This is a genomic window from Bradyrhizobium sp. Ken01, from assembly GCF_055807355.1.
The window spans coordinates 71,912-93,047 of sequence record NZ_JBVVPC010000003.1 but is presented as its reverse complement, the minus strand read 5'-3'; the positions used below and the strand labels follow the sequence as shown (position 1 = coordinate 93,047).

Genomic DNA, 21,136 nt, shown 5'->3' with positions numbered 1-21,136 from the left:
TCGGCACCTCTATGCGGTTTTGGTCGCTATCACGACGAGCGCCGATGCCGGTTCGGAAGACACCTGGATCAGCTTGTGCGGGATCGTGGAATCGAACTGAATGCAGTCGCCCGGATTGAGCGTTTCCTTGCGCTTCCCGATGACGAGTTCGATCCGGCCCGTGAGGATGAACAAGATCTCCTCACCTTCGTGGTGGCTCATGATGCGACCGCGTTTGGCCGTTTTGGTCGGCCTCACGACGAAGGCGCGCATCGTGCGTTCGGGAGCGAGTCCAGCGACGAGCGACAGGTGCGTGTCGACATCGCCCGCCTTCCCGTTCTTCGCGCGGACAATCGTGATCGGATCGTGGTCGTCGGGCTGGCCGTAGAAGTGGTCCAAAGTCGTTCCGAGAGCCTCGGCGATCTTGATCGCGGAGCCTATCGATGGAGAAGAGAGCCCGCGTTCCAGCTTGGAAAGATAGCTGCGGGTCAGACCGGAATCGGCCGCAAGCTGCTCCAGCGTCATGCCGCTCTGCACGCGGAGGAATTTGAGGTTGAGTGTCATTGCGCTCGGATCTTTCCGAAATGATTGCCTGCATCGATCTCGCACCAAACCATCGACAATTCAAACCGTAGAATGGGTTCTCCAAACGATCACAGATCAAGCACCAGTCGCTGCCCCGCGCAGTCGCCCACACAGACGATGAGCTCATTCTGTCGTTCGGCGGGCGACAGCACGCGATCGCGATGGATGGGCGGCCCCTCGGTCCAGCGCGTGCGGCAGGCGCCACAGATGCCTCCGCCGCAGGACACGGGGACGTCGACGCCGAGCGCATCCAGCGTCCCGAGAAGACCGACATCCGGCGTGACGGTTGCCAACTTCTTGCTCGCCGACAGATAGAGTTCGTAGGGAGGCACGTCGCTTTTGGCGGAGACTTTCGGCGGCGTGAACATCTCAATGTGCTTTCGCTCTTCCGGCCAGGCCGAAACGGCATCTTCGAAGGCCTGCAGCATCAGGGCAGGTCCGCAGCAGGCCGCCAGACCAGACCCGACGAACTCCCCCACGATCGCGGCGATGACGGGCTTGGCCTGGGTGGTCGTGTCGTACAGGCGAACACGGCCCGCTTCGATCGCTTGCACAATCATGTCGGGCAGGACCGGCTGCCCGCGACTGGTCCAATGCAGCACGTAATTCGAACGCCCCCGACGCTCGAGATGCCGGATCGCGGAGATGAACGGGGTCACGCCGATGCCTCCCGCAACGAACACGTTCGTTGCCTCCGGATGCAGCGCGATCCCGCCGCGCGGCAGCGAGACGGAAAGCGGCTGTCCCACCTCCACGCGTTCGTGCAGGAAATTCGAGCCGCCGCGGCCCTCGCGTTCCCGCTTCACCGCTATCACGTAGCGCCGATTGTCGTCCGGCTCGTTGCAGAGGGAGTAGGTCCGGACGAGACCCTGCCCAAGATGGACGTCGATATGCGCCCCGGGCCGAAACGGAGGCAGCTCCCAATCGTCCTGATCGACCAGCGTAAAGCGCTTAGCGTCGTTGCCGAGATCCTCGACCTTAGAGACAACGGTGGAGACCGTCTTGATCGCCTTCGCCATCTATATCGGCCTCACTGCGTCACCGACACGCAGCGTGCCTCCGGCGACGATCTTGCAGTTCAGCCCCGACCGGTTGATGAGCGGATCGAAGACCGGCTTGCCGAGTATCTCTTCGATGTGCCGGCACGGCGTCGAAAGACGGGTCGCCTCTACGATCGTCTCTCCCAGCCGGAAGCGACGGCCGACGAGATGATTCAGCGGGACGCCTTCGACGGTCACGTTGCGGCGATGTTCCTCGGGCAGCAACTCGATCTTGTGGTCGCGTCGCAGCGCCTCGAGCGTCTCCACCTCGAACAGGGTGACCTGCCGTCCCTCCTCCGGCTTGTGGGAGTAGAATCCGGTTTCGTGACCGACGAAATATCGATCACCCTCGATCCCGCGTCCGGCGACGAGCTCGAGCGAAGGAAACGAGCGCATCGGCAGAAAGGCTCGCGGGGTCTTGTGCAGGAAGCGCACGACGCCCTGCCAGGACGTCGCGACCTGGGACTTCTCGATTGCGATGGCGTCCATCTTGGTTCTCCTAGGCCTTGATCCGAACGATTTCAGCGTGAAACGGCGAGCGATTTGTCCAGCGTCTGACGCACATCGGATCGCACCTCGATGACGACCGGTCCTTTGGCCGTCATGGCCTCAGCGACCGTCGACGGAGCGCTCTCCGCGTCCTCGACGACGAATCCCTTCGCGCCGAAGGCACGTGCCAAGGCGGCGAAGTCGGGGTTCGAAAGATCAGTGCCGTACGGACGATCGGGGAAGGCCCGCTCCTGATGGGATCGGATCGTCCCGTAGGACCAGTTGTTCGATACGACGATCTTGAGGTCCGCCCCTCTGGCGACGGCCGTCGCCAGTTCGTTGCCCGTCATCAGGAAGCCTCCGTCTCCGCAAAAGGCTACGACCTGCCGCCCCGGAAAGCGAAGGCTCGCGGCGAGCCCGGACGGGACCCCGCTGCCCATCGCGCCGCAAGCCGAGCCGAGTAGTCGTGCGGTCGGCTCGAAGCTGAAGATGCGATGGACCCATCCGGCGAAATTGCCGGAGTCCGTTGTGACGACGCCGTCGGGCTTGAAGTGTATGGCGATGGCCGCCACGGCGTGACCGAAGACGTCTGCGGACGGTACGCCGAAACGAGGCCAACCGTGCGTGGCCGTCCGCACCGCGGCGGCTGCTCGGAGCCACTCGGTCCGGTCCGGCGCTGCCGTGGAAACGGCCAGCATGGCCGACACGAACGCATGCGATCCGGAAACGACCGCGACGTCGGTCTGGACGCGCTTTCCGATCGCATCGGGATCCGGATAGACGTGGACCAACGGCTGGCGCGGCTCGGCCTGTCTCGGAAACGCAAAGCCGAGCGAGGACAGGTCGCCCAGACGCGTTCCGACGGCAACGACGAGGTCGGCTCGTTCGAGCAGTTTGGCGTGAGGTTGGGAGGGAAAGAACCCAAACTGACCGCCCCACAGCGGGTGAGCGTTCGGAAATTGGTCCTGCATCTTGTTCATGGTGACGACTGGGACGTTCCACTTCTCGGAGAACGCGACCAGATCTTCGCGGAACGATGCCGTCCGGCATTCGCCGCCGACCAGCAGGATCGGCCGCTCCGCTGCCGTCAACGCCGCCGCCGCTTTTTCGATGGCCGCACTGCCTGGCTCCGGGCGCGCGAGTCCATTAGTCCTGATGGCAAGTCCCTCTGCCGCTTCCTCTAGGAGATCCTCAGGCAGCTCGACGGCGACCGGGCCGGGCGTTCCCGCATGGGCCACCGCGAACGCGCGGGCCATCATCTCAGGAACGAGATCCGCCGAGTTCAGACGCACGGACCATTTCAGCACGCCATCGAACGAACGGCCACAGTCGATCTCCTGCACAGCGTCCCGCGCAAGGTTCGGACGGTCGACCTGACCGACCAGCATCACCAGCGGAATCGCTTCCTGCGCGGCGACATGCAGTCCAAGCGCGGCGTTGAAGGCGCCTGGGCCACGGCTCGCCATCACGACTCCGGCGCGACCCGTGAGCTTGGCGTCGGCGACGGCCGCAAGGCTTGCACTTCCTTCGTGCCGACAGGTCACCAGATCGAAATCGCTGCGGTCGCGCAGCGCATCCAGCAGCGCCAGAAAGCTTTCTCCCGGCACGCCGAAGGCCCGGTCGATCCCATGGGCGACGAGACTATCTGCGACCAGTTCGGCGACGCAATAGGTCATGCGACGCTCCCGTCCTGCTTGATGGTCCGGACCTCGCCGGCGACGTGCAGCGGCGCCTCCGTCCGATCGCGCAGCGCCTGAATCGTGAGGCCGTCGAGCAGCGCCCAGACCGCCAGCCCTCCCTCCGTCACGTCGATGATGGCGAGGCTGGTGAATATCCGGGTCACCACTCTACGCGCGGTGAGTGGATACCCGCATCGCTCCACGATGCGGGAACGACCATCCTTCGTGGTGTGATCCATCATCACCCAGATCGACTTCGCGCCGACGGCTAGATCGATTGCTCCACCGATGCCGGGCGGAGACCCATTGTCTCCGGTCGTCCAGTTGGCAAGGTCGCCGTCCTTGGAGACCTGGAACGCGCCCAGCACGGCGACGTCGAGATGGCCGCCCCGCATCATCGCGAATGAGAGGCTGGAGTCGAAGTAGGAGCCACCTGTCCGAAGCGAGATCGGCATTTTCCCGGCGTTGATGAGATCCCAGTCCTCTTCGCCTGCCGCTGGCTTTGGGCCTACGTTGAGGATGCCGTTCTCGCTGTGAAGGATTACGCCCGAACCGGCCGGCAAGTAGTCGGCCACGTGCGTAGGAGCGCCGATCCCGAGATTCACGAAGCCCTCCGCCGGCAGATGAAGCGCGACCATGCGCGCCAATGCGTCGCGTGAAAGCGGGGTCATCGAAGGCTCCTTGCGAAAACGCGGTCGACGAAGATGCAGGGCGTGACAATGGCCTCCGGATCCAGATCGCCGGCTTCAACCACGCGGTCGACCTCCACGGCCACCGTCCGGCCGGCGGTCGCCATGACCGCGCAATGATTGCGCGCCGTCTTGTTGTAGGTGACGTTGCCGAGCGTGTCGGCGAGATGCCCCTTGACGAAAACAAAATCTGCCCGAAGCGGAAGCTCTAGAATGAACTCTCGTCCTTCGACGACGATCTTCTCTTTGCCCTCCGCAAACACCGTTCCGACGCCGACGGGAGAAAGGAAGCCGCCAAGACCGGCGCCACCCGCTCGGATGCGTTCCACCAACGTGCCCTGCGGAACGAGCTCGAGTTCGACGGTACCGGCACGATATTGCTCAGCGAATTGCTTGGCACTGCGCGGGTAGGAGCAGACGATCTTACGGACGATCTTGGCCTCGAACCACAACGACAGATCGTCCTCTGTGGAGCCCGCGTTGTTCGATACCAGCGTCAAGTCGCGGACCCCCCTGTCGAGCACCGCCTTGACCACTCCGAGCGGAAGACCCGCTCCGCCGAACCCGCCCATCATGACAGTGTCGCCGTCCTTGATGCCTTCCACGGCCGCTGCCGCATTCTCAACCACTACGTTGCGCATCGTTTCGTTCGCCGTGTTTGCTACGGGATTGACTTGGGGTACGTCGTCGACAGGCCGCGACCGACCCGATCGAGCAGCATCTCGTTGGTGCCGTCGGCGTAGGCCGCCATCCGGACCTCGGCGAAATGCATGTTCAGACGGTGGGCCGCGCTGGCGCCGGTCGCGCCCACGATCCGGACACACTGATCGATGCCCCACAGCGCCGTATCGACCGCGAACTTCTTGGCTTGCGCGGCGAGCGCGACCGGATTCCCGCCGATCTGTATCTGCTCGGCGGCGCGGAAGACGAGCGCGTTGGCGGCCTCGAGCCGAACCGACACCTCCGCGAGCTCCCAGCGCAGGCCCTGATGTCCGGTCAGCGGCTTTCCGAAGGCCTGCCGGCCCTCGCAGTAGTCGACCGCCTCGCACAGCGCCGCATGCAGCGTCGCGACGCACATGGCGGCCACGTGGACGCGAGCCGCGTTGACGGAAGCCATCGATGCCTTGAGAGCAGCGCCCGGCGCTGCGATCAGACACCACTCGGGAATGAAGTGAGCGTCGAAGGCTACCTCGGCCAGGCGGAAGGAACGCGCTCCCGGAACGACGATCTCGCTTCGCCGGACCGTATTGGCCTCACCGAACGGCACGTAGAAACTGGCGATGTCCCCTGCCCCCGCCGCATCGCCCACGCGGGCCAGGACGATCAAGCCTCCGACCAGCAGGCCGTCCGTCATCCAGGCCTTGGTGCCGCTCAGAGCCCAGCCACCGTCGACCGGAACGGCCGTCGTGGTAAGCGCGGAGACATCGCTCCCGCCCGCAGGCTCGGTCATGGCCGTCGTCAGGAGAAGCTCCCCGCGCAGCGCGGGCTGCAACAATCGCTCGATCTGGATCGGCGCACCTGTCTGGGAAAGGCGCGTCGCTCCGCCCTGGTGATGGTTCAGGCAGAACGCCGCCGCGAAGCCGTGGCGCGCCATTTCCTGCGCGACCCGGATTTTGCAGATGTAGGACGCTTCCAGACCACCGTGAACTCGCTTCGCCTGAAGCCCCAGCATGCCGAGCTCTGCCCACTCGGCAATCCACTTTTCCGGAAACGCCTCGCCCGCCATGTGCGCGGCCAAGACGCTCTCGGAAAAGGCACCGGCACAAAATGCCCGTGCCGTCGCCACGTGATCGCGCTCGTCGGCGGAAAGATGAGCGTCGTACTGCTGATAGAAGTCCATGGGTTATCCTTCGGCGGGCTACTTCTGCAGAGGCGCCCCGATATCCTTGGCCCACTTATTCCAGTAGGCCTCTTCCTTTCCGACATCGGACGTGAAGCTCTCCACCGTCGAACCGGTGATCAGGGTGGCGCCGATCGTTTCCAGTTGCTTCAGGAACTCTGGATCACTCGAAGCCTTGTCGAGGGCAGCGCCAACCTTGGCGACGACGTCGGCGGGGAGGCCCGGCGGACCCGCGACCCCGAACCACGGGGAGATATCGATAGGCTTGCCACCCGCCTGTTCGATCGTCGGCAGATCCGGGAAGGCCGGCGACCGCTCGGCTGACGTCACCGCGAGCGCCTTGAGGGTGCCGGCCTTGACCTGCTGACCGATCGTGGCTTCGGTAAAGAAGCCCACCTGTAAAATCCCCGACATGCAATCGACTATCGGTTGATTGCCGCCCGAATAGTTGATGAACGACATTTTCGTGTCGTAGGCCATATCGAACAGCGTGCCACCAATGTGGGATGTCGCCCCGAACGTACCGCCGAAGTTCACTTCTCCCGGGTGCGCCTTCAGATAAGCGACGAGCTCCGGTACGCTGGACACGGGAAAAGTCGGGTTCACGACGAGCAGATTCCGCTGCTTCGCGACCTTCCGGATGTAGGTGAAGCCCTTCTGCTGATCATAGCGCACAGACGCATAGAGCGCCTTGGCGCGAGTATTCGAGGACTCCACCGCGACGAGGAGCGTGTACCCGTCGGGCTTCGCGCGGGAAACGTTTGACGCGGCGATCATTCCGCCGGCACCGCCGTTGTTCTCGATGATGACGGTCTGGTTCAACTCCTTCGAGAGAAGGCGGCCGATCACGCGGCCAATGATGTCCGTCGGACCTCCAGGCGGGAAACCGACGACCAGCTTGATCGTGGTGGAGGGATAAACATCGGCCGCCTCGGCCGGATCGGCGATATGTCCGACGCAAAGAACAGCCACGCCGACGACGATGGACGCGGCTTTTCGGAACAAGCGAAACATGCGACACCTCTCTCGAAGAATGGCCAACCTTCGAACCAAGGACACTTTGTGTCAAGTATGAAACTGACGTAACGCGACGCATAACCGCACAACGACTCGGCAAAAACTGCGAAAAAAGCTTTCACTTGCAGCATTTTTCGGCATTTTCAGCGCTATTTCGGTCTCCAGTTCGTCAGGTATTGCGGTTCCATGCTTGCTCAAATTCGGCTTTTGTGTTCTAGACGATCGGTCTATTGAGGACACAAATGGCAAAATCTTCAGATAATCGCCGCCAACCGGCCGAGGCGCGGCGACACGACATCGGATACTCGCCGACACGCGACGTTCTGATCCGTTGCGGAATGGAAGTGATGACTCAACAGGGATTTGCCGCCACGGGCCTGGACGCACTGCTGCGCCGCGCCACCGTGCCGAAGGGCTCGTTCTACCATTACTTCGAGAGCAAGGCGGAATACGGTCGCGAAATCATGAAGGAGTACGATTCCTTTTTCCGGCACAAGCTGGACCGCGCCCTCAACGACGAGAGGCTCGCGCCGCTGGCACGCATGCGAGCCTTCGTCGAAGACGCCAAGGCAGGTATGGCGAAATACAGCTACACGCGCGGCTGCCTCGTCGGAAATCTCAGCCAGGAAGTCGAGGCGCTACCCGACGATTACAGGTCCGCTTTGGACGAAATCATCAAGGGCTGGCAGCGGAAGGTGGCGCATTGCCTGGAACTCGCGCGCGACGCCGGCGAGATCGGAGATGCCGCGGACTGCGATGCCTTGGCCGAGTTCTTCTGGATCGGCTGGGAGGGGGCGGTGATGCGGGCGCGCCTCGTCAGGAACGGCGTGCCGCTCGATACCTTCATCTCCGGCTTCGTCGCCGGTCTCCCGCGCCCGGACGGGGCGAAGCCGCGGTCCAAAAGAAACGTGAAATAGGAGTTCAAATTGTTCAAAGCCGTTTTGATCGAAAAGGACGAGCAAGGATACCGCGCCGGGGTGGCCGAGTTGCCCGAGGCTCGCCTTCCCGAAGGAAACGTGACCGTCGACGTGGAGTACAGCACCCTGAACTACAAGGACGGCCTTGCGATCACCGGCAAGGGTCCGATCATCAGATCCTTCCCGCTGGTGCCGGGGATCGACTTCGCGGGTCTGGTCTCGTCGAGTTCCGACTCGACCTTCTCGCCGGGAGACCGGGTCGTTCTCAACGGCTGGGGGGTCGGCGAACAACACTGGGGCGGCCTGGCCCAGCGAGCCAGCGTCAAGGCCGACTGGTTGATCAAGCTGCCGGATTCGATGCCTTCCCGCCGGGCGATGATCATCGGCACCGCCGGCTACACGGCGATGCTATCGGTCATCGCCCTCGAGAAGTTTGGCATCCGCCCTGGCACGGGCGACGTGCTGGTGACCGGTGCCGGCGGGGGCGTCGGCAGCATCGCGATCATGCTGTTGCACAAGCTCGGATTTCGCGTCGTGGCTTCGACTGGAAGACCCGACGAAGAGCCGTACCTCAAGAGCCTGGGCGCAAACGAGATCATCGACCGGTCCCAATTGTCGCAACCAGGCAAGCCGCTGCAGAAGGAACGGTGGATCGCCGCGATCGACTCGGTAGGCAGCCACACCCTCGCCAACGTGTGCGCCGGCATCAAAGCGGACGGAGCCGTCGCAGCTTGTGGCATGGCGCAAGGTTTGGACTTTCCCGCAAGCGTTGCCCCCTTCATCCTGCGCGGAATCGCCCTGTTCGGCATCAACAGCGTGACGCGCCCGAAGGCGGAACGCGTCGAAGCCTGGGACCGTCTTGCCGCCTTGCTCACCGAGGCCGATCTGGAGACATCAGCGGTCGAAATCGGTCTGAGTGACGTCGTCGCCTCCGCGGAGCGCCTCATGAGTGGCCAAGTGCGCGGGCGCACGGTCGTCGACGTCAATAGGTGACTTCGACCCCGAAAAACTGCGATGCGACTGTAGCGGGCCGGGCGTCGAAACCAGACGACGACTACGGCCCACCCAAACGGGAGATTTCGAAACGATGGCCGCTTCGGAACGAACTGCAAGCGAGGAACCCCTGCTCGGGTTCTCGACGCGAGCGATCCACCATGAGTACGACCCTGCCGTCACTCCCGCGCGGTATCCCCTCCCATTTACACGACCTCAACCTTTGCCTTCGACAGCGTCGCCGAACTGATGCGGCGGCCGCACTAGGAGGTAAGCTGTATGCGCGGGAGTTCAATCCGACGACCGCGCTGCTGGAATCCCGCTTGGCGAGCCTGGAAGGCGCCGAAGACGCAGTCGTATTCGCATCGGGGATGGCTGCCTTCGGAGCGTTGATCCTTTCGCTACTGTCTCAGGGTGACGAACTCATCGTTCATCGCCCGCTGTATTCGAATACGACGACCATGACCGAGTAGGGTTTACCCCGGTTCGGTATCAAGACCGTGGCATGATCGCCTCCAATCCGTACGAAGGACCGCGCATCCCCGGCTCCGTGGGCCGCTCCCTGTCCGCCGTTGAAGTTCGCATCACGGATCCCGATACTGGCTCCCAGGCAAGCTCTCCGGCCTTTTCTGAAAGCTGATATCCTCTTTCCAGCTCAGCTCGAGGATAATTGCCGATCATCGAGGCCGTGGCGAATGGTTGTCGCTGCATCATCGTCACCGATCGCGCCAGCGATATGCCGGCCGGCAATATAGCCGAAGGTCACTGCCGGACCGAGATTGATGCCACCCGAAGGGTAGTAACCGCCCATCACGCTCGCCATGTCGGCGCCGACCGCGTGCAGTCGCGGTATTGGTCGGCCTTCACAGTCGAGAACCCGGGTGTGTTCGTCCGTCTTCAGGCCGGCAAACGTGCCGAAGCTACCGGGCAGCACCTTCACAGCGTAGAACGGTCCGATTTCGATCGGTGCGACGCAGGGATTGGGTTTCACGTTCGCATCGCCCCCCTTGCGGTTGAAGGGCGTCGAGCCGCGTCCGAAGGCGGGATCCTCGCCCAGTCGCGCGTGATGATTGTATCCGTCGAGCGTCCGGCACAGGCCTTCCGGATCGATGCCGCAGGCGCGCGCCAATTCTTCCGGCGTTCGGCCGACCTTGATGTATCCGGATCGAATATAGGGCGAGACGGGCAAGGGAGCCGGCCGCGAGATGCCGAGACCGTACCGTCGCTGGAAGCTGCGGGTGCAGACTAGCCACGAGGCGACCTCCCGACCCGGCGGCGTTTCACGGATCATGGCGCTGACGTAATCGTAGTAGCCGTCGGCCTCGTTCACGAACCGGCGACCGTCGGCCAAGACCGCAATAATGCCGGGCTTCGCCCGTTCGATGATATGGGGAAAGCGCCCCACCTTCCCATCCGGATAAGGGACCAGCGAGACCGGGCACCAAGCGCCCGAGGAAGCGAGGGATCTATCTACTTCACCGCCTGCCCCTTCACCGAGACGCAGACCGTCGCCGGAGACAGAGTCCGGCGTGACCGACCAATGTTCTTCTCCCGAGGGCGTGTAGCCGAACAGCTCGCGTCGGCGCTCCAGATCATGCGGAAAGCCGCCACTCGCCAGAATCGTCCCACGACGCGCGCGGATAGCGTAATCGGCGTTCGGACCACCGACAATCGCACCTGTCACCACACCAGCCTCGACGATGAGACGCCTTGCGGGCGCCGACACGCGGATTTCGACGCCGAGGTCCGCGGCTGAGAGGCCGAGCCGCGCGGCCAATGCATTGCCGTTCACGAGTTGAGTCGCCCGGCCAAACAGTGCAAGGTCGAGGAGGTGGCGACCAACCCGTCTCGCGACATGGAGCATCGAGCGAACCGAGCGCGTGACGCTCATGAAGGCTGCGAGATCCGCGCCCGCCATGATCGGCAATCCCAGAAAGGACGTTTCGCGCAGCGGCCGCCTGAGCTTGCCGAATAGAGCACCGAGCTTCCGTCCGTCAAAAGGCGCCGCGCAGACCTGGTGGCCGCCTGTTGCGGCCCCTAGCGTCGCGCCATGCATATCCGGGATGGCGTTGCCATCCACAAACTGAAGTTTGGTGTGACGCTCAAAGAACGCGACCATGCGTGGTGCTGCATCGAGAAACGCATCTACCTTGGCCGGGACGTATCGATTGCCGAGTTCGTTGCGGAGATAAGTGCGTGGAGCCTCTGGGTCTTCGTGGATGCCGGCACGGCGGGCAAGCGGATTACCTGGCACCCACATCCAGCCGCCTGACCACGCCGTTGCGCCGCCGAACACAGCTTCCTTCTCGACGACGATCACCTTCAGGCCGTGCCATGCCGCGGTGACAGCCGCTGACAAGCCGCCGGCGCCTGAGCCGATCACAAGCACATCACACTCATCCGGTTGGCTTTCCTCTGACCTGATGGGCATGGCGGCATCCTTCTCATCGCGCATTTGCGTTGGCTTGTGATGAATTCAAGAGCACGCACGCCCGCCCTGGGACGTGTTACCTCGCGGCATGCCGTTCGAAGAACCTTCTGGACGAACCGGCGACGGACTGAATGCGCCGGATGGTCGACCAATTCGCTTCTGCCGCAATCGGCGTCTCGATTACGAGCTGCGTCGCTTTTGGAAGCGCGTCCACTAGTTCATGAAGCGGCATGCTCCCCGCTCCAAGATGCAGCCGCGAACCGCGGGCTTCGGTCGGCAGATCTTTCAGTTCGGGAGAGACTTGAACTGCATCGGAGAGCTGCGCATAGGCGATACGGTTGGCGGAAATGCCCGCGACGTCTTGCGGCGTGCCACCCGCGCGATATAGATGCAGGGTGTCGATAATCAGCCCAGCATTCGAACGGCCCGCAGCCTCGACTAAATCGAGCGCGTCCTTCCAGGTGGCAATATCGCGGTAAAGCATGAACTCGACCCCGACATGCAGGCCGAACCGGGCCGCCTCGTCGCAGAGGCGCCCGAACAGATCGATACGCTGTGCCGGTTCGAGATATGCGCTATTGCCAATCACCTCTGTGCCAATCGATGAAATGTGAGTGGCACCCAGTTCCGCTCCAACTTCAAGCGCAGGACGAAACTTTTCAAAATCGCTGGCCGGCGAGAGAATGAACGCTTCGACGTCGAATACGCGCATGTTGTGGGCCTTCAAGGCAGATTTGACTTTGCGAACGACCTCAGGCCGTCCGACAACCTCGTGCTGGAGCGGATGCGCGGTGGCGCTCATTAGCAGGAGCCCCACCGCACCGAAGCCACTGTTTGCGGCGCCTTCAATGAATTCGACTGGATCAACGCGACCGGCAGTAAGGTTCGCGACCGAGACCCGATCGAGTGTAACTTCGTTCTTCATATTCAATTCCGTCAGCGGCTCGATGATTTCGGTTGCCGGTTGCCCTGCTGCCCGCCCCTAGCGATAGCTAAAGCCAGTGCTTGCCGCCCACCAGTTCAAGATGGTGTCACGGTCCTTGAGTGCCTTTTCAAGATCCAGGTTCAGCAGCTTGACCTCGGCCAGGACCGGCAGCCCCTTTGGCGGCGTAACGCGATTGCGCACCGGATAAACACCGGCTTCGGCGAAGATCGTCTGCATCTCGTGACTCAGTGCGAAATCGGCCAGCAGACGGGCGGCATTTGGATGTGGTGCGTTTTTGCTGAGGCCAATTGCGTTGAACTGAGCGACGCCGCCGGACACCGGCACTGCCATCGTGACCGGAGCTCCCTTGGCGATGATGCCTGAGATCGCGGTCGTGATGTTGAAGAAGTCAAGCGGCCTTTCGCCGGTTTGCAGTTTCGTGGCCATCACGCCCATGGACGGGTTCAATTCACCCTTGGCGCTGCGGAAGCCTTTTAGGATGGCGCTGCCTTTTTCAGGGCCGAATGTCTGATAGATCGCTGCGACGGTCGCGAACGTCGCCGAGGACGAGCCCGGATTCGACATGGCGCCGAGGCCATCCCATTCAGTCGGTGGGCTGATGTAATCCGTCCAATCCTTCGGCACTTGCTTGTTAGCCATGGATTCGTGATTGTAGGCAAACAGAATGAGGTTTCCATTGCCGCGAACATAGCCGCCGCCTGGTGGAAGTCCCAGCTTGCTTAAGCTTCCGGCTTCATCGCTGGTAAAGTCCGCCAGGTACCCCGAAGTTTTCGCCGTGATGACGGTATCCTCGGCCTGATACATCACATCCAACAACGGCTTTCCAGCTGCGTTCTCGGCGACAAAGCGGTTGTATATCTGCCACGCATCACCGGTGGCGGACGTTACTTTAATCTTCGGGTATCTGGCGCCAAACGCCTTGAGCAACAACGGGACGGTGAATGGATCGCCGTAGACGACCAATTGGCCTTCCTTTTCCGCTGCCGCGGCAAGCGCCGCATCTGCTGCGGAGGCCAACTTAGCAGTGGACAATCCACCCAGTGCGCTGAGGACACCTGCGACTGCCAAACTGTGAAGTACCTTGTAGCCGGCCCTTTTCATTCCCATTGATCTTCTCCCTTTAAGTTTTCGTATGATCAATTGTTGTCTTGTCCGCTCCGCTTGATACTTACGGCGCCCGGACGCGGAGCACTCCAAAGCCACGTCGCGCTTACACCTCGCTGCCGAACAGATGGATATGCTCGGGAGCGATAGAGAGCGAGAGCTGATCGTTGATGGCGAACCGTTCGTATCCGTGAGTCACAACCAATTGCGGTCCTATCGGCGTGTCGACGCGTAGCTCGCGCCGGTCGCCGACAAACGTGACTTCTTGAACGTTGGCCGGGAGCCCGGAACCGGCGCCCTTCGCCACGCGCCAGGATTCTGGCCGCACCATGCACAAGGCATCGCGCTGCGAGGACGCATTCGCCATCGGACCTTTTGAAATGATTTCACCGGAGGGCAATGCGGCGACACTCGCCCCATCGTTATTCGGGCGTACTGCTACTCGAAACAGATTCGCCTTGCCCAGGAATTCTGCGACATAGCGAGCCGTTGGTCGGAAATATAGCTCCTCCGGCGGTCCCTTCTGGACCACTTTGCCTTTGCTGAAGAGGAAGATCTCGTCACCCAGTGACATCGCCTCTTCCTGATCGTGCGTGACGAACAGGATCGTGGCGCCGATCCGTTGCTGCAGTTGTCGAATCTCATGGCGCATCTCGACACGAAGCCGCGCATCGAGATTGCTCAAAGGCTCATCCATCAGGATAAGCCTAGGATTGCCGACGAGGCACCGGGCAATCGAGACCCGTTGCTGCTGGCCGCCCGATAATTTCATAGCGCTCTTTTCGGCCTGATCGCTCAAGCCGACGATCCGGAGCGTGTCTTGCACACGCCGTTCAATTTCGCCCTTGCCCAGCTTTTGAGCTCGCAGCGGCATGGCGACGTTGCCGGCAACTGTCAGGTGCGGCCAGATCGCATATGATTGAAACACCATACCAAGACGCCGCTTCTCCGGCTGGACATCAACGGCGCGGTCGGAATTGAAAACCGTATCGTCGTCGATGATGATTGAACCGCCGTTCGGCCGCTCCAGCCCGGCGATGCAGCGGAGTGTCGTCGTCTTGCCGCAACCACTGGCTCCCAGCAACACCGAGATCTTTCCGGTTTGAAAACCTACGCTCAGATCGTCGATCGCGCGTAATGGACCAAATGTTTTCGTCAGTCCTTCCACTCGAACGCTCATGTCGTACCTCTCTCGTGGAGCATCACGGTCAAACCGCCGCGACCTGCCGCTGCTTTGTTACGAGTGTCACGGTCCACATGACGCCCACGCCCATGACGAGTTGCAGCAATGAAAGTGCCGCAACCATAGAGAATTCACCGACGGCCCAGGTATCGAAGCTGAGGATGGATAACGTTCGCGTTTCCGCCGTATAAAGAGGAAGCACCATCGACAGCTCAGAGATGAAAATGCTGTAGACCATGACCCAACTCGAAATGATTGCCGGCATCACCAGAGGCAATGTCACGCGGAACATCGTATTGCCCCAACCGAATCCGGAGATGCGGGCGCTCTCCTCAAGTTCCGGATGGATTTGGATCAGGCTGCTGGTGATGGTGCGAACGGAATAGCTCACATAGCGACCGATGAGGCCTACGATGATGATCCACATCGTCCCGTAGATGCTCAACGGCATCCACAGCCAAAAGAAACTGACTCCAAGCGCGAACGCAAGGCTTGGAACGGACATCGGCAATAGCACCACGTGTTCAACGAGCCGACGTCCCCACATCCGGGTCCGCGTCGTGATCCAGGCAACCGCCAGCCCTAGCACCGTTGCCGCTGTTGCGGCGATGACCGTGATCAGCAGGCTGTTGACGATTGTCGCCCGTACATCTTCTGACTGCCACAGATACGCAATGTTGGCCGATGTGAACCGGCCCGACCACGTAAAAGTCGACAAAGCTGCCGCGGTGATTATGACGATTGGTCCAATGACGGTAAGCGTGAGGTAGAACCAAATGATCGCTGCCACGACATAGCGACCGCCAGCGAGCTCAATTATTTTGGGGCGAAACCCCTTGCCAGTTACGGTGACGAAGGAACGCCCACGCAGTGCAATGCTTTGCAATATGTTCGCGACCGTCGACATGAACATCAAGTAAATCGCGAGCACCGCAACGATCCCGAAGCTCGGAGGAAAATGCTGTAATTCCAGGTAAATCCGCGACGTGATCAGATAGATCTCTTTCGTCATGCCGAGGAGCACCGGCGTGCCAAACAACCCGATGCTGATGACGAAGGCGAGAACGGCTCCGGAAAGGATCGACGGGGCAACCACCGGGAGCGTGACGCTCAGCATAGTGCGTACGCGACTGAGCCCGCACACCTGTGCTGCCTCTTCCAGGCTCGGATCCATGTTTCTTAGCGCCGCCGCCACGATCATCATGACATAGGGTGCGATGTAGATGCCTGTGGTCCAGATGATGCCGGCGTAGGTATATATATCGATTGGCTCGCCGAGCCCGAGACCGCGTACGGGCAGATTGAACAGCCCCACCCGCGGCGCGCCGATCAAGACCCAGGCAAAGGCACCAATGAACGGCGGAATGAAGATTGGCAGCGTTGCCAACTGCTCGAGCGTGCGCGCGAACGGAACATTGGTTCGCACCAGACACCACGCTAGAACGACACCAATCACCGTTGCGAGCACCATCGCGCCAAGAGAGATCACGACGGTATTCCACGTCGCCATCCAATAGCCTGGCTCTCTCAGGACGGCGTGCAGCGCTTCGAATGAAAGAACTGTGCGTCCATCCTGCGACTCTAAGAAGCCGCGGAGCACGAGGGCGACGAGCGGCATCAGCGCAAAAATGGCAAGAATCGCGCAGAACAGCGTCAGCCAACCTCTCTGCACGAGGACGCGCGATGGTGTCGGGGCGAAGACGTTTCGGACCCTCCCTGGGGCCGATCGCTGTGCTATCGTGGAGGTGGAAAGCATCATATGTTCGGCCTCACGAGAAACATCACATTGCAGGGTCGCGAAGTTCGATCTGCCTGCTCTTAATTGCTCCGCGCCGGCTGAAGCTGCGGCTCAGCAAATCCACAGTCATGTCTAATAAGTCGCGCGACCGCCGGTCAGGTCGAATGTAAAGCCGGTGGTGAAGCTGCAATCAGGACCTACGGCAAACGCAACCATCGCGGCCACTTCGGGAGCCGTTATGAAGCGCCCCATCGGAATCTTTGCCTTGATCGTGGAGATAAATTCGGGGGTCATCTCGCGAAGCAACTCGGTCTCCGCCATAGTCGGCGCGACGCAATTCACCAGCACGCCAGATTTCGCGAGCTCCTTCGAAATCGACTTCGTATAGGCAATCACGCCGCCTTTCGCAGCGGCGTAAGCACTGCCGCCGGGATTGCCTTCCTTGCCCGCAATCGAAGCGACGTTAACAATACGGCCGTAAGCCCGTTCACGCATGTGAGGGACCACCGTACGACAACAATAGAACACGCCCGTCAGATCGATGGCGAGGACGCGATCCCAACTTTCAATCGGGTACTCCCAGGCGGCAGCGATCGGACCATTGATCCCTGCATTGTTGACCAAAATCTCAACTGAGCCCGCAGCAGCCAGCGCATCCTGAAAAGCAAGCTGAACCGCGGCCAGATCCGCGACATTGACCGTTTGCTGGAGCACCGGCGTGAAGCCGGCTGTCGATCCATCGAAGGCTGGGATATCCAAGTCCCAAAGGATGATCCGGCATCCCTCGGCCGATAGTCGCTGCGCAATGGCCAGACCAAGGCCGCGGGCACCGCCAGTGACAATGGCGGTTTGCCCCTCAAGATTCCTACGCGTGGCAGTGACCGTCATGATTTCATTTCTTCCCTTAAGCCGCCAGCTGGCGCCTTTCCTGCGCTATTCTCTACGGTGGAAGCGCTTCCATAATGACTATTTGGCTTATTTCTCGGAGTCAAGCCTTTTTGGAAGCGCTTCCATACCCTACCGTGCGGATTCGGTGGAAGCCGGTTTCCGCCGGGATTGAAGGTGTCAAGTTTGAGCCAGGAGATCGTCAAAGGCGCCATTCGCATCGCCGATGTTGCCCGCCACGCCAAAGTCGGGGCCGGAACCGTATCCCGGGTCCTCAACGGCTCCCAAAACGTCGCCCCGGAAACACGCGACCGGGTTTTGGCGACGATCAGCAAACTCGGGTACGTGCCCAATCTCGTGGCCCGCGGCCTCGCCGCCAACCGCACTGGCGTCATCGCGGCGATCATTCCGGTGATTGGATATTCCCAACACTCCGAGGTCATTCAGGGAATGACGGAAGTTCTCCATGAGCACGGAGTGACCGTCATGATTGGCTCATCGGGCTACTCGCAGGAGATGGAGGAAAAGATCGTCGCGACGTTCCTCGCGCGGCGTCCCGACGCTTTCTACGTGACCGGCACATGGCATTCCCAGAAAACCCGTAAGTTGCTGAGCGCGAGCAGCATACCGGTCATCGAAGGGAGCAATCTGACCGACGATCCGATCGACACAGTCGTTGGTTATTCGAACTTTGCAGCGGCCAGGGAGCTGACCCTGATGCTTGCATCGCGCGGCCATCGGCGTATCGCGCACGTGACCGTCAAGCGTGATCTAAATGATCGCATCGGAGATCGATTGACAGGTTATCGTGCTGCGTGCAACGACCGAGAGAATACTCAGCCTGCACTGGTGATCGAATGTGAGAACAGCTTTTCAGGCGGAGCGGATGCCGTCGCCTGGGCGCTGGAATCCTCCGATGCGATCGATGCACTGTTTTTTGCGACCGACGTGATGGCGGTCGGAGGTCTTCTCGAATGTCAGCGGCGCGGCATCGCAGTACCCAAGCAATTGGCGATTGCAGGATTCGACGATCTGCCGATCGCATCATCCGTTATCCCCACTCTAACCACCGTGCAGGTCGATCGCGTCGGCATGGGGCGAAAGATTGCGAACGTTCTATTGCAACGAATCAATGGAGAGCCTTCTCCATCAAACAGGATAGACGTTGGGTTCCAGATTAGGGAGCGCGACAGCACCCTCAAGCCGAGGCTTGTATAAGGTCGTCGTATCATAGGCGATGCCTGCCTAAGAACGGTCGCCAGTCCGCGCGGGCCGCTGACATGCACAGGTCAGATCCAAGCTTCGCAATCAGCGATGCTGACGTTCCCTCGATTAAATGTAGCGCAGCTCTCAGGCAGGAGCTCCGAAGCAGACTTCAGCTAACGAATTGAAGCTTTGATGTCGGTTAGAACGCCGACGCCAGCGTTACGCGCCAGGCTCGCGGTTCGGCCGGATGCACATGACGGTCGGCGATGCCGCCGATCGGCTCACCCGGTAGCCGCGATAGATAGTAATATTCGATCTGGTTGGTCTGGGCGTCGAACAGGTTGAGCACGTCCAGCTGCAATCGCGCACCATTGTCAAATCGGTAGCCTGCGCGCGCATTGAAGATCAGCGAGGAAGCCGAACGAACGCTATCGTCCTCAATCAATGGACGGGGGCCGAAATAGCGCGCCTTCAGCGCGCCGAACCAGCCTATTTCACGACCGACGATGATGCTGCCGCTGGCGATCCAGGCCGGGGCACCAGGAATGCGGTCGCCCGTGGGATCGAGATCGCTGAAGCGCGCGCGGGTATAGGCAAGATCAAGGTCGAAGGTCAGCCAGGGCGCGGGCTTGTAGCTATTGGTCCACTCCACTCCGACACGTCGGCTTGGCCGGCTGGGTTCGGTCGTTCCGGCATCGCCGACGAACAGGAGTTCAGAGTCGAAGTCGAGCACAAACACTGCGACCGAGCTGGTAAGGCCATCGATGGCCCTGGTGCGGATACCCAGCTCGGCGCCACGCGAGCGCACCAGGAGCGGAACACGATCGAGCGAGGTTACCTTATCGCGGGGATCAACGCTGATGGTGGCGCCGCGGATATCATTGCTGTGCAGGCCGTAGCCGGCATTGCCGTAGAATTCGGTCTTGAACCAGGGTCCAAACACGATGCCAGCTTTCGGACTCATCATCGACGCTTGGGCGTTACCAGAATTCTGCGGCGTGTCGCTGAGAACGCGTCCGGCAAAGATGTCCTCGCGAATTCCAACAGTGGTCCGCAACCAGTCGGCCCAGCGCGTGGTGCTATCCATCCAGATGCCGACGCTTCCTTCCTCCACGCGGTCCGCGCGTACGGTGGAAAGCCATGCGCGCTGCTCGGTCCCAAATAGGCCGACCTGGATATGGTCGTGGCGGCCCTGCCCGCCAAAACGGGTCTGTGTTTCGAACCCACCGAAACGCCAGTCGAATGCATGCCGCGCATCGAAGCCGCCGAGTGTGCGACGATCGAGTTGGCTGAATTGGTCGCCGTTCAGCGGATCATCGAGGACATAGGTGAAGTTGTTGAAGAGCTGTAGCTCAGAACGGACGACATAGGCGCTGATATTGCTTTGACCGTACTCGCCTGAACGAGCCCAACTGCCGGAGAGACTGAAGCGGCTGGAGGTGCCGCCGTCGGTCGGATCGAGCGAGCCGAAGCGGCCGATGACACCCAGATCGACGGCGCGCTGCGCGATCTGATCAGTCGAATTCCAGCCGTTGGAGTAGGCCATTCCAGTGAACGTGAATCCGTCGGTCGCGATACCCTGACTATAGCGCAAGACGCTGTTGATCTTCCGCACCTTGTCCGGCGCGTCCCAGGGACCGCCGTATTTGCTGCTCTCGGCAGCGGCGAGCAGTGTACCGTCGCCCACCGCGGTGGAACCCGCCACCAGCGCTCGGCGATACCCAAAATCACCAAAGGTCATCTCCGCGATGTTTTTCGGCAGCTTGCTCATGTAGTCGACGCTGACCGCGCCAGCGGACGCGAAATCGCCGACGTCCGCGAAGTATGGACCTTTGCGGATGCCAACCGACTGGATCAGCTCGGGGATCAGGAAATTGATGTCGGCGTAGCCCTGCCCGTGTCCGTGCGTTGGCATGTTGACAGGCATGCCGTCGACACTGATCGCGAGGTCCGTACCGTGATCCAGATTGAAGCCCCGCAGAAAATATTGATTGGCTTTGCCTTCGCCGGAATGCTGCGTGACGATCAGTCCAGGAACGACCTCCAGCGCCTCGCCTGGCCGCGAGAACGGAATGGCATTCACCTGCTCACCGCTCACAAGCAAGGCGCTCGCGGCGGCGGACTGAAGAGCTCCCACGGGGCTTGACGATGCACCCCGCATGCCCCCGCGAGTGCCTTCACTGCCTGTTTGCGGCTGATTCGGCGGCACAATATTCCTGGTTCGCGATGCCCTATTTTGCGCCGCTTTTGCCCCGACAGTCCGCCTGCGCGGCGCGACATCCGGCGACGTCACCGTGACCGGAGGAAGCTGCATTGGCTGAGCCACCGCAAGCTCTTGCGCCGCCGAGGGCACTGCCGGACCGGTTAGGGCAACGAAAGCTGCCGAGCAGACCAATCGCCGCAGGAATTGCTTCG

Annotated in this window: 18 protein-coding genes and 1 pseudogene; 4 read left to right on the top strand and 15 right to left on the bottom strand. The window is 61.3% G+C overall.

Annotated features, from left to right (window positions below; translation table 11 throughout):
• Positions 1-9 precede the first annotated feature (9 nt).
• The 8 genes from AC0L3S_RS04335 to AC0L3S_RS04300 all read right to left on the bottom strand — a co-directional run bounded on the left by AC0L3S_RS04335 (position 10) and on the right by AC0L3S_RS04300 (position 7,315).
• Positions 10-543 (bottom strand): helix-turn-helix domain-containing protein, encoded by a 534-nt coding sequence (locus tag AC0L3S_RS04335; protein ID WP_283843491.1) that lies wholly within the window; start codon positions 541-543, stop codon positions 10-12.
• A gap of 89 nt (positions 544-632) precedes the next feature.
• Positions 633-1,583, bottom strand: coding sequence for a PDR/VanB family oxidoreductase (locus AC0L3S_RS04330; protein WP_473257881.1), 951 nt, complete (start codon positions 1,581-1,583; stop codon positions 633-635).
• Complete coding sequence (locus tag AC0L3S_RS04325) at positions 1,584-2,093, bottom strand: MOSC domain-containing protein (RefSeq protein ID WP_473257883.1); 510 nt, start codon at positions 2,091-2,093, stop codon at positions 1,584-1,586.
• A 32-nt stretch (positions 2,094-2,125) separates the two neighbouring features.
• The gene (locus AC0L3S_RS04320) at positions 2,126-3,769 is read right to left on the bottom strand and encodes a thiamine pyrophosphate-dependent enzyme (protein WP_473257885.1); all 1,644 of its coding nucleotides are present in this window, start codon (positions 3,767-3,769) and stop codon (positions 2,126-2,128) included.
• Complete coding sequence (locus AC0L3S_RS04315) at positions 3,766-4,443, bottom strand: 3-oxoacid CoA-transferase subunit B (protein ID WP_473278196.1); 678 nt, start codon at positions 4,441-4,443, stop codon at positions 3,766-3,768. The genes AC0L3S_RS04320 and AC0L3S_RS04315 overlap by 4 nt, the downstream gene beginning before the upstream one ends.
• Positions 4,440-5,102, bottom strand: coding sequence for a 3-oxoacid CoA-transferase subunit A (locus AC0L3S_RS04310; protein ID WP_473278195.1), 663 nt, complete (start codon positions 5,100-5,102; stop codon positions 4,440-4,442). The genes AC0L3S_RS04315 and AC0L3S_RS04310 overlap by 4 nt, the downstream gene beginning before the upstream one ends.
• 20 nt (positions 5,103-5,122) lie before the next feature.
• Positions 5,123-6,301 carry an acyl-CoA dehydrogenase family protein gene (locus tag AC0L3S_RS04305; RefSeq protein WP_473278194.1) on the bottom strand — a complete coding sequence of 393 codons (1,179 nt, stop codon included), beginning with the start codon at positions 6,299-6,301 and terminating at the stop codon, positions 5,123-5,125.
• Positions 6,302-6,319: 18 nt separating this feature from the next.
• Positions 6,320-7,315: a Bug family tripartite tricarboxylate transporter substrate binding protein gene (locus tag AC0L3S_RS04300; protein WP_473257898.1), complete on the bottom strand. Its 996-nt coding sequence runs from the start codon at positions 7,313-7,315 to the stop codon at positions 6,320-6,322.
• 245 nt (positions 7,316-7,560) lie between these two features.
• Between AC0L3S_RS04300 and acuR the strand changes: the two genes are divergently transcribed.
• The 3 genes and pseudogenes from acuR to AC0L3S_RS04285 form a co-directional block, all read left to right on the top strand.
• A complete protein-coding gene (gene acuR, locus AC0L3S_RS04295) occupies positions 7,561-8,235 on the top strand; it encodes an acrylate utilization transcriptional regulator AcuR (RefSeq protein ID WP_473257901.1) in 675 nt (224 codons plus the stop codon).
• A gap of 9 nt (positions 8,236-8,244) precedes the next feature.
• Entirely contained in the window at positions 8,245-9,228 is a 984-nt protein-coding gene (acuI, locus tag AC0L3S_RS04290) for an acrylyl-CoA reductase (NADPH) (protein ID WP_473278193.1), read from the top strand.
• A gap of 94 nt (positions 9,229-9,322) precedes the next feature.
• Positions 9,323-9,698, top strand: a pseudogene (locus AC0L3S_RS04285) (PLP-dependent transferase); the annotation flags it as partial.
• Between the two features lie 185 nt (positions 9,699-9,883).
• Here AC0L3S_RS04285 and AC0L3S_RS04280 read toward each other — a convergent pair.
• From AC0L3S_RS04280 to AC0L3S_RS04255, 6 genes are all read right to left on the bottom strand, one after another.
• Entirely contained in the window at positions 9,884-11,683 is a 1,800-nt protein-coding gene (locus tag AC0L3S_RS04280; protein ID WP_473278192.1) for an FAD-dependent oxidoreductase, read from the bottom strand.
• Between the two features lie 52 nt (positions 11,684-11,735).
• Positions 11,736-12,584: a sugar phosphate isomerase/epimerase family protein gene (locus AC0L3S_RS04275; protein ID WP_473278191.1), complete on the bottom strand. Its 849-nt coding sequence runs from the start codon at positions 12,582-12,584 to the stop codon at positions 11,736-11,738.
• 57 nt (positions 12,585-12,641) lie between these two features.
• Positions 12,642-13,712 carry an ABC transporter substrate-binding protein gene (locus AC0L3S_RS04270; protein WP_473278190.1) on the bottom strand — a complete coding sequence of 357 codons (1,071 nt, stop codon included), beginning with the start codon at positions 13,710-13,712 and terminating at the stop codon, positions 12,642-12,644.
• 103 nt (positions 13,713-13,815) lie between these two features.
• Complete coding sequence (locus tag AC0L3S_RS04265; protein ID WP_473278189.1) at positions 13,816-14,889, bottom strand: ABC transporter ATP-binding protein; 1,074 nt, start codon at positions 14,887-14,889, stop codon at positions 13,816-13,818.
• Positions 14,890-14,917: 28 nt separating this feature from the next.
• On the bottom strand, positions 14,918-16,651 hold the full coding sequence (locus AC0L3S_RS04260; protein WP_473278188.1) for an ABC transporter permease: 1,734 nt from the start codon (positions 16,649-16,651) through the stop codon (positions 14,918-14,920).
• A 111-nt stretch (positions 16,652-16,762) separates the two neighbouring features.
• Positions 16,763-17,518: an SDR family NAD(P)-dependent oxidoreductase gene (locus AC0L3S_RS04255; protein ID WP_473278187.1), complete on the bottom strand. Its 756-nt coding sequence runs from the start codon at positions 17,516-17,518 to the stop codon at positions 16,763-16,765.
• Positions 17,519-17,692: 174 nt separating this feature from the next.
• On the opposite strand from AC0L3S_RS04255, the gene AC0L3S_RS04250 reads away from it, so the two are divergent.
• Complete coding sequence (locus tag AC0L3S_RS04250; RefSeq protein ID WP_473278186.1) at positions 17,693-18,733, top strand: LacI family DNA-binding transcriptional regulator; 1,041 nt, start codon at positions 17,693-17,695, stop codon at positions 18,731-18,733.
• Between the two features lie 187 nt (positions 18,734-18,920).
• On the opposite strand, the gene AC0L3S_RS04245 is transcribed toward AC0L3S_RS04250, so the two are convergent.
• On the bottom strand, positions 18,921-21,035 hold the full coding sequence (locus AC0L3S_RS04245; RefSeq protein ID WP_473278185.1) for a TonB-dependent receptor: 2,115 nt from the start codon (positions 21,033-21,035) through the stop codon (positions 18,921-18,923).
• Positions 21,036-21,136: the final 101 nt, after the last annotated feature.

Coding starts and splice junctions, on each gene's coding strand:
- AC0L3S_RS04335 (WP_283843491.1), bottom strand. CDS start 543: ATGACACTCAACCTCAAATTCCTCCGCGTGCAGAGCGGCATGACGCTG.
- AC0L3S_RS04330 (WP_473257881.1), bottom strand. CDS start 1,583: ATGGCGAAGGCGATCAAGACGGTCTCCACCGTTGTCTCTAAGGTCGAG.
- AC0L3S_RS04325 (WP_473257883.1), bottom strand. CDS start 2,093: ATGGACGCCATCGCAATCGAGAAGTCCCAGGTCGCGACGTCCTGGCAG.
- AC0L3S_RS04320 (WP_473257885.1), bottom strand. CDS start 3,769: ATGACCTATTGCGTCGCCGAACTGGTCGCAGATAGTCTCGTCGCCCAT.
- AC0L3S_RS04315 (WP_473278196.1), bottom strand. CDS start 4,443: ATGACCCCGCTTTCACGCGACGCATTGGCGCGCATGGTCGCGCTTCAT.
- AC0L3S_RS04310 (WP_473278195.1), bottom strand. CDS start 5,102: ATGCGCAACGTAGTGGTTGAGAATGCGGCAGCGGCCGTGGAAGGCATC.
- AC0L3S_RS04305 (WP_473278194.1), bottom strand. CDS start 6,301: ATGGACTTCTATCAGCAGTACGACGCTCATCTTTCCGCCGACGAGCGC.
- AC0L3S_RS04300 (WP_473257898.1), bottom strand. CDS start 7,315: ATGTTTCGCTTGTTCCGAAAAGCCGCGTCCATCGTCGTCGGCGTGGCT.
- acuR (WP_473257901.1), top strand. CDS start 7,561: ATGGCAAAATCTTCAGATAATCGCCGCCAACCGGCCGAGGCGCGGCGA.
- AC0L3S_RS04280 (WP_473278192.1), bottom strand. CDS start 11,683: ATGCGCGATGAGAAGGATGCCGCCATGCCCATCAGGTCAGAGGAAAGC.
- AC0L3S_RS04275 (WP_473278191.1), bottom strand. CDS start 12,584: ATGAAGAACGAAGTTACACTCGATCGGGTCTCGGTCGCGAACCTTACT.
- AC0L3S_RS04270 (WP_473278190.1), bottom strand. CDS start 13,712: ATGGGAATGAAAAGGGCCGGCTACAAGGTACTTCACAGTTTGGCAGTC.
- AC0L3S_RS04265 (WP_473278189.1), bottom strand. CDS start 14,889: ATGAGCGTTCGAGTGGAAGGACTGACGAAAACATTTGGTCCATTACGC.
- AC0L3S_RS04260 (WP_473278188.1), bottom strand. CDS start 16,651: ATGATGCTTTCCACCTCCACGATAGCACAGCGATCGGCCCCAGGGAGG.
- AC0L3S_RS04255 (WP_473278187.1), bottom strand. CDS start 17,518: ATGACGGTCACTGCCACGCGTAGGAATCTTGAGGGGCAAACCGCCATT.
- AC0L3S_RS04245 (WP_473278185.1), bottom strand. CDS start 21,035: ATGCAGCTTCCTCCGGTCACGGTGACGTCGCCGGATGTCGCGCCGCGC.